Source organism: Streptomyces sp. NPDC028419, from assembly GCF_055565515.1.
The window spans coordinates 77,378-84,981 of sequence record NZ_JBVHUE010000017.1; the positions used below are offsets into that span (position 1 = coordinate 77,378).

Here is a 7,604-nt window from a genome sequence, read left to right on the forward strand (position 1 = left end):
TGAGATTGCCACGAAACAGGAGGAACCGTGCGATCCATTTGGAACGGGGCCATCTCCTTCGGCCTGGTCAGCATCCCGATCAAGCTCGTGAACGCCACCGAGAACCATGCGATCTCCTTCCGGCAGATCCACACCGCCGACGGCGGTTCTCTGGAGGTCGCGGCTGTCGCGCGCTGATCTGCGGAGAATCAGGGCAGGTCAGAGCCGATCGGGTGACGTGTCAGGGTGCAACAGGCGTGGCGCGAGGTGGGTTCAGGCAGAGGCCCGCTTGGTGGTCTTCTTGGCCGCGGTCTTCTTCGCGGTGGCCTTGGCCGTGCTCTTCGTAGCGGCGGTGGTCTTCTTCCCGCCGGCTTCCTTCGGTGATGCGGCCGTCTTCTTCGCCGCGGAGCCCGTCGCCTTCCTGGCAGGGGCCGCCTGCTTCGCCGGAGCCTTCTTCGCGGTCTTGCGGACAGGCAGGGCCCGGACCTCGGCCTCCGTCTCCTCGGCAGCACCGCGTTCCCCACGCGACTGCTTGGCCGCGCGGACGCTGTTCTCCAGGGCGGCCATGAGGTCGATGACCTTGCCGCCCGTCGGGGCGGCTTCCTCTTCGTGCGGTAGCTCAACGCCTTGGAGCCTGGCTTCGATCACTTGCTGGAGGGCTTCCTGGTACTCGTCGTGGAGCGTGGACAGGTCGAAGTCCTGGGACAGCATGTCCATGAGGGACCTGGCCATCTGCAGTTCCTGGGGGCGGATCGTGACCTCTCCCTCCGGCGCGACACCGGCGGCAGGCCTGACCTCGTCGGGCCAGAGACAGGTCTGCAGCACGAGCGTGTCTTCGTGCACTCGCAACACGGCGAGCGACTCTCTAGACCGGATGGCGATCTTTGTGACGGCGATCTGCCCGGATTCGCTCAGGGCTTCTTTGAGCAGGGCATAAGGCTTGTCTGCCGCGCGATCGGAAGTCCCGACGTAGTAGGCCTTGGAGAACATCAGCGGATCGATGGTCTCGGCATCGACGAAGGCCAGCACGTCGATGAGCTTTTTGCTGGGGAGGGGGAGATCGGCGAGGTCCTCGTCCGACAGCATGATCATGCTGCCGTCCGGGGCTTCATAGCCCTTGGTGATCTCCTGGTACGGAATCTCAACGTCCTCGGCCTCACATACGCGCCGCTGCCGCACCCTGGAGCCGTCTTTCTCGTGCACCTGGCGAAGCGGGATGTCGTGCTCCTCCGTGGCCGTGAAGAGCTGGACCGGGATCGTGACCAGCCCAAACGATATGGCCCCCTTCCAGGTCGCTCTCATGCCGCGCTCCTTCCCTGGGACCCTCAGGCTATGTCGGGGCCAGAGACTGCGACACTTGGCGGCGTCCGAGAGGACGGATACGGAGACGCCCCCGTTCGCCGGGCCTCGCAGCCCGTTGGGTTGAATGGCATGGTGGCTAGACGACGGAAGGCGAAGAAGCAGCCGCCCTTCGGCGTGCCCAAGGAGATCATCCTGCTGACGGGCCGGGGTGAATGGCCCTACACATTCGTCGCCGACGACGCGCGTGGCGGATGCGGCAAGGTCCCGATGCCCGCCGACGCGGTGCCTGAGGACGTGCAGGCAGCGGTCTTCACACAGCTGGCAGACCTCACCCGCACCCTTCACGATGTTGAGATCGACGTCGCATGGTCGTCCGTGACACCGAATTCGTGGGTCGGGAGGATCAGTCCCAGCGCCGCAGCGGAGCCCCGTTGAAGGCCGTTTCCCATGGCTGTCGGTAGCCGGCCTCGGCTGGTTGTCCGTGTCGCGTGAGAGCCTCCGGGGCATGAGTTACGACTTGGCCGTCTGGGAAGGCGAGCGGCCGGCGGACGACAAGACCGCCGGCCGGGTCTTCAGTGACCTCTATGACCGCTTCATCGACACGGACGTCGACCATCCGCCAACCGAGCGCATCGCGGCCTATGTCGCCGCACTCCTGGAGCGGTGGTGTGACTTGACCGAGGACGAGGAGGACACCTCACCCTGGTCGACCGGCCCCTTGATAGGCGAGGCCAGTGGCCCACTGATCTACTTTCCGATGCGCTGGAGCATGGCCGAGGAGGCCTCGGCCTTCGCGGCTTCCCTTGCGCAGTCCATGGGACTGGTCTGCCTCGACCCTCAGCAGGACAAGCTCAGGCCCTGACGGTCACTTGACCCCGGACACTCAGCCCGGCCGATTCAGCGCGCGGGTGAGTTCACGATTGGCTGCCCGGGCTGCTTGCAGATCTTCCGTTCGTTCGTCGAGCTGGCTCTGAAGATCGACTACTTGCTGTTGGAGATGGCTGATCTGTCGTTGCAGCTGGTCGATGTCGACAGAGGCGCCGAGGCCCGAGTCGCGCCAAACCTGTTCGCCCAGGGACTCGGAGAGCCGGCGCTCCACCTGCCGAACCCGGAGGGCCAGCCGGGAGTTGCGTTCCAGCGCATTCGACAGGTCTGCCTGCAAGGACGCCCGGGTGACTGCCGCGGCCTCTGAGGCCGGCGAAGGAACTGCGGCCGCGGCATGAATTCGTTCCAGCAGGTCGCGATGGCGATAGAAGAAGGACCGGTCGACCCTGGCTGCTCGTGCGATCGCCGAGACGGATACGTCCTCGCCGGAGCTGACAGCTGTGGTAATCGCCTGGAGGACGCGGTCTCGGCGCCGGGCGGCTTCCTCGGAGCGGCCTTCGCTCATTCTGGTCATGCGGGCCTCGCAGGACGGAGATCTGGCAGGGGCTGACGGACACGAGGCATGCCCAGCATGACGCCTTGACGTCCGCGGCGGGCAACGGTGATCGCTTCGTCGATCTCGGCCCGCTGGTTGGCATCGAGATCGTCCAGGCCGTCCTTGACGCGCTTGATCAGTCGCCTCACTCGGCTGATCTCTTCATCCGAGGGCATGGCCTCGGCCTTGGCCCAGTCGTCGGCGTCCAGGGCTGCCGCGAGTCGTTCGCGATTCCGTAGGAGGTCGGCGAGGTATGCCTCCAGGTCGGGCAAGTAGGAGACGTCGGTACGGAAGTGGCCGCAGCCCACGCAACGGAATCTGACGGGGCAGTCGTTTCCGCCCGCCGCAACGTTGGATGGCTCGGTGCAGACGCCGTAAGGGACGGCGACCTCACCGACGGCTCGCCGGGCGTGCTCGGAATCCAGCAGGGCCTTGGCCTGGCGCCAGACCCGCTTCCCATGCCGGTCGAACTGCATGGTGGAGACACGGTCCACGGCCTCGCGCCGCCGTTTCTCCGTCACTCGGTAATACCCCTGCGTCGTATTCAGGGTCCGGTGGTCCATGAGGACGCGCAGGACATCGACAGGGACACCGGCATCCGCGTGTCGTTGGCAGTAGGTGTGCCGGTAGGCGTAGAGGAAGATCTTCGACTTGTCGAAGGGCTGCATCCGGGTGACCAGGACGCCATCCGCGTCGACCTGGGCAGGAGCAGAGAAGTCGGGGAGGGTATGCACCCACTCTTTGTGGCGACTGGAGAGCCAGCTGGATGTGATCGGCTTACGCCCGTGGGGATTGGCGCGTTGCGTCGGCAGGAGTGCGAGTTCGCTGGTGGGAGTGGACGGGAACTCGGATCTCGTGCGCTGCTGTTGCTCCATGATGACTTGTGCGGTTGCCTGCGAGATCGGCAGTCGACGGCCGTTTCGCCGGGACTTGTAGTTGTCGTAGATCAGCACGTACTGACCGTCGGAGTCCTGCTTCAGGCAGTCCCAGCGGAGGTGGCAGATTTCGTGAGGTCTGCGACCGGTGTCGATCAACAGCTCGACCGCGACCCGGTTCTCGATCCCATGACGCCCGAATTCGCCAAACGTGGGCAGCAGATCACAGATCCGCTGCATCACCTGCAACGGTAGATCCTTTCCCGCTTCTGAGTCTTCCGAATCGTCCGGGATATCCTCAGGGAGTAAGGCGAAGTCGTCGGGCAACCCATGGAGAGGCCTCCCTGGGCGGGCCATTCCGAGTGATTTCATTCTGCCGAGATGGTTGACCAAGTACCGACAGATCCTCACACGCTGCTTTGCCGAGATCGCCTCGGCCTGTTGCAGGTAGGCAAGGCGGTTCAGGAAGGCCGCCAGGTCAAGGCGACCAACAGCCTCGATATCGTCGCCTCCATCGGTGCGCTGGATCGCAAGGCTCTCAGAGAGAGCCGCGAACGCATTGACGACATCTTGAACCGTGGCGACGACGCTGCCACGACGTTGGGGCAGAGTGAATAAGGCCCACTCTTTCACGGCGTTTCGCAGCCAGGACTGACGGATCGAGGTGAAGTTCAATCGGCCGGCGTGGCCGAACACAGCTCCCTCCCACACATCCTTCGACTGCTCACTCTCAGGGGTTCGTCCAGCGCGACGAACGAGCGTGGCCAGACTGCTACAGAGTCCGCGAATACCTCGCGCAAGCTGAGTCGTGTCCGTGGCAGCGAGCGACGGTGCCTTCATCTCTCTCAACCTGTTTGTGAGAGTGCGCAATGTGAAGTGGAGCGTGTGAAGGCCAGCCGTCGTACGGGCCTGCATTCCGTAGATAATCTCTGCGACCAGTCGGTCAGGCAGCCCTCGCAGGCTAATCTCGTTCGTCGCCGTGACAGGGGCCGCGGTGAGTCGCCAGCTCTCCTCCTCGTCTGCTCCAACAAGACCCCGCGACCGCACGCTATGCCAGCGCACTCGGTGAGCGTGACAGTAGGGAGAGGACTTGCTGTCGCGCTTCCGGTAGCAGGAGTAGACCGTGCACGGACCGAAGACCGGCAGGCCAACGACGTCATCAAGGGCGAGGAATTCCTCCAGCGAGACGTTGCGGCGCTGCATGTAACCCACGTGGCTCGTGCAGAGAGGCGTGTTCCGTGAGCGGAACGGACGCTCACAGCCAGACACCAGGCAGTCCTCGACACCCACGATTCTCCGGATTCCCTGTTCTGATTCCGCGAACTCATCCAACGGCGGCTTGCCCGCTGCCCTCCAGCGCGTTCGGCACCCAGAGCACAACCCTCGCGCAATGCTGGTCTGGAGGCATCCCTTCACCCGGCATGACGGAGAACCCAACTGCGGGTGGTCTGTCGGGAAGATCAGCACTCTCTTCTGCCAAGTCCATCCAAGAAGGGCCAAGAACTCCGGGTCCAGCTCAGCCCCCAGTGCTGAGACGTCCACAGGGTTCTCGTCGGCGCTGGGGAGCACACTGGGGACAGTCTTCAACGGCACGATGGTTCCTCGGTGGAGAGGCCCCGGGGAGAGGGGACTCGGTCGATCGCGGCGCGCAGCCGGGCTGAAGCCGGGTGTAGATACGGCCGGGCGGACTCCGCGTGCTTCTGGCCGAGGAGCATCTGGATCTCGTCGAGGCTGCCACCGGCATCAGCCACGTTGCTCGCCATCGCATGTCGCATCATGTGCGGCGCGATCCTCCGCTCAAGACCCGCCCGACGGGCCAGGCTCTCGATCGTCTCGCCGACCGCGTCCGGAGTGACCGGGGCCCCCACCGGTTCGCGGAAGAGATTGACCAGTACGAAATCGCTGCCCGCGGAGCCCAGTCGCTCATGACGCTCCAGCGTGTACTGGTCGAAGGCCTGCACCACCAGGAAGTCCACCGGCAGGACCACCGTACGTTTGGACTTCGACCAGGCCCCATTCGGGTTCTGTCGACGAACCACATGCAGATGAGCGCCTTCCGCCCGGCAGCCCAGCACGCTGGAGTCCATCAGCAGGTGCACGTCGCTGCGACGCAAGCCGGCTGCCTGCCCTCGCCGAAGACCCACCCGGGACAGCAACAGCACGAGCAGCCTGTCCCTGGCCGATCGACAGGCCCGGAACATCGCGACGATCTCCTCGTCGCTGGCCCTGTCGACCTCGCTCTCCGTCTCAGGAAGCCTGTGCTGAGCCCTCAGCCGAGTACGCATCCGCCCGTCCTCGGTCTGGGCCTGAGCGGGAAGATCCCGGGTGTCACCGACCTGGTAGAGCTGTTCGAGAACCCATCCAGGGACCGAGCGCTCCGTGACCGCATGCGCCAAGAACCCCCGCACCGCGACCAGCACGCCGTTGATGCGCCGGGCCCCTCGCGCCGGCTCCGTTCCGGATCTGGGAGGGGCCGTTCGGCCCTCTGACCTCGACGTCTGCCACTTCAGCCAGAGGATGAAGGAGCTGAGATCACGGGCCGCCGTCCGCCAGTCTCGGCCCGTGGCGTGCGACCAGCGAAGGAAGAGGGCGATGGCGCCCGCGTACGCCTTGGTGGTCGACTCTGCTCGGGCTTGGTTCAGCCGCAGCCCTCTCAGAAACCGGTCGGCTTCCCTGAACACCTGAAGATCGCCATCAACGACCGTCCAGTACGCATCACCGGACGGCATCCGTACAAGGAATGCCTGCATGTACGCCCCTTAGCCCTACAGCTGATCGCCACAGCACGCCACAGAGCCACACCCCTGGAGAACCGTGCCGACCTCCTCAACGAGAGAGGACTGCGGTACGTCACGCAACACATCAGGAACCCCCAGAGAACGGCGGCCGCATCCGCTACCGCAAGGTGTGCGAGCTGGACGGCGAGGAGGTCGGCTCGGCCGAGATCGGCAAGGGGTACGAGGAGGCGGACGGATCGGTCATCCCGATCACGGACGAGGACCTCGCCACGCTGCCGCTGCCCACGGCCAAGACGATCGAGATCGTGACCTTCGTCCCCGCCGCGCAGATCGATCCCCTCCAGATGGACGCGGCGTACTACCTCGCGGCGAACGGCGTCCCGGCGGCCAAGCCCTACACCCTGCTGCGCGAGGCCCTCAAGCGCAGCGACCGGGTCGCGATCGCCAAGTTCGCGCTGCGCGGGCGCGAGCGGCTCGGCATGCTGCGCGTGGTGGACGACGTCATCGCCATGCACGGCCTCCTGTGGCCGGACGAGATCCGCGCGCCGGAGGGCGTGGCACCGGAGACGAAGGTGACGATCCGGGAGGCCGAGCTGGACCTCGCGGACGCCCTGATGGCCACGCTCGGCGAGGTGGAGGTGGCCTCGCTGCACGACGACTACCGCACGGCGGTGGAGGCCATGCTGGCGGCGAAGTCGGAGTCGGGGGAGGCCGTGACCCCGACGCAGGCCCCGGAGGCGAGCGGGAACGCGCAGGTGATCGACCTGATGGCGGCCCTGGAGAAGAGCGTACGGGCGGCCAAGGCGTCGCGCGGCGAGGCGGCGGAGACGGAGCCGGAGACGGAGCCGGAGACCGAGGCGGAGGTCACCCCGATCCGCCGGTCGGCCTCCCGAGCGACCCCGGCGGCCCGCAAGAACGCCCCGAAGACGGCCGCGGCCCCCAAGGCGGCCACCGGCAAGAAGTCGACGGCGGCGTCGCCGAGCGCGAAGAAGGCCGCCTCCGCGACGAAGACGACCAAGGCGACGAAGGCCACGAAGAGCACGGCCAGGACGCCGGCCAAGTCGTCGGCCAAGACGCCGGTGAAGACGACGAAGGCGGCGAAGACGGCGTCCGCCACGTCCACCACGAAGAAGGCCGCCCCCCGGGGACGCACCTCGGCCTGACACGCGAACGTGGTGGGGGGGGGGGGGGGGGGGGGGGGGGGGGGGGGGAAGGTACAGATCCCGCCCGGGGGAGGGGTGGGGGGGGGGGGGGGGGGTTATGGTGTGGGGATTGCCATCCCCTCTCCCT

General features: G+C 66.1%; 6 protein-coding genes and 2 pseudogenes. 4 read left to right on the top strand and 4 right to left on the bottom strand.

Going from position 1 to position 7,604, the window contains the following annotated elements; all coding sequences use genetic code 11:
- Positions 1 to 27 precede the first annotated feature (27 nt).
- A pseudogene (locus ACZ4UB_RS20765) lies at positions 28 to 168 on the top strand (non-homologous end joining protein Ku); the annotation flags it as partial.
- Positions 169 to 252: 84 nt separating this feature from the next.
- On the opposite strand, the gene ku (ACZ4UB_RS20770) reads toward ACZ4UB_RS20765, so the two are convergent.
- Positions 253 to 1,281, bottom strand: coding sequence for a non-homologous end joining protein Ku (gene ku / locus ACZ4UB_RS20770; RefSeq protein WP_468072047.1), 1,029 nt, complete (start codon positions 1,279 to 1,281; stop codon positions 253 to 255).
- A gap of 174 nt (positions 1,282 to 1,455) precedes the next feature.
- On the opposite strand from ku (ACZ4UB_RS20770), the gene ACZ4UB_RS20775 reads away from it, so the two are divergent.
- Both ACZ4UB_RS20775 and ACZ4UB_RS20780 read left to right on the top strand, forming a co-directional pair.
- Complete coding sequence (locus tag ACZ4UB_RS20775) at positions 1,456 to 1,716, top strand: hypothetical protein (protein ID WP_468072049.1); 261 nt, start codon at positions 1,456 to 1,458, stop codon at positions 1,714 to 1,716.
- Positions 1,717 to 1,786: 70 nt separating this feature from the next.
- Positions 1,787 to 2,143: a hypothetical protein gene (locus tag ACZ4UB_RS20780; RefSeq protein WP_468072051.1), complete on the top strand. Its 357-nt coding sequence runs from the start codon at positions 1,787 to 1,789 to the stop codon at positions 2,141 to 2,143.
- A gap of 21 nt (positions 2,144 to 2,164) precedes the next feature.
- Here the strand turns inward: ACZ4UB_RS20780 and ACZ4UB_RS20785 are convergent, their stop codons facing one another.
- From ACZ4UB_RS20785 to ACZ4UB_RS20795, 3 genes are all read right to left on the bottom strand, one after another.
- Positions 2,165 to 2,671: a DUF6262 family protein gene (locus tag ACZ4UB_RS20785; protein ID WP_468072053.1), complete on the bottom strand. Its 507-nt coding sequence runs from the start codon at positions 2,669 to 2,671 to the stop codon at positions 2,165 to 2,167.
- A gap of 5 nt (positions 2,672 to 2,676) precedes the next feature.
- A complete protein-coding gene (locus ACZ4UB_RS20790) occupies positions 2,677 to 4,272 on the bottom strand; it encodes a tyrosine-type recombinase/integrase (protein WP_468072055.1) in 1,596 nt (531 codons plus the stop codon).
- Between the two features lie 887 nt (positions 4,273 to 5,159).
- Positions 5,160 to 6,326 carry a tyrosine-type recombinase/integrase gene (locus ACZ4UB_RS20795; protein WP_468072057.1) on the bottom strand — a complete coding sequence of 389 codons (1,167 nt, stop codon included), beginning with the start codon at positions 6,324 to 6,326 and terminating at the stop codon, positions 5,160 to 5,162.
- 128 nt (positions 6,327 to 6,454) lie between these two features.
- Here ACZ4UB_RS20795 and ku (ACZ4UB_RS20800) point away from each other — a divergent pair.
- Positions 6,455 to 7,477, top strand: a pseudogene (gene ku / locus ACZ4UB_RS20800) (non-homologous end joining protein Ku); the annotation flags it as partial.
- Between the last annotated feature and the right edge of the window lie 127 nt (positions 7,478 to 7,604).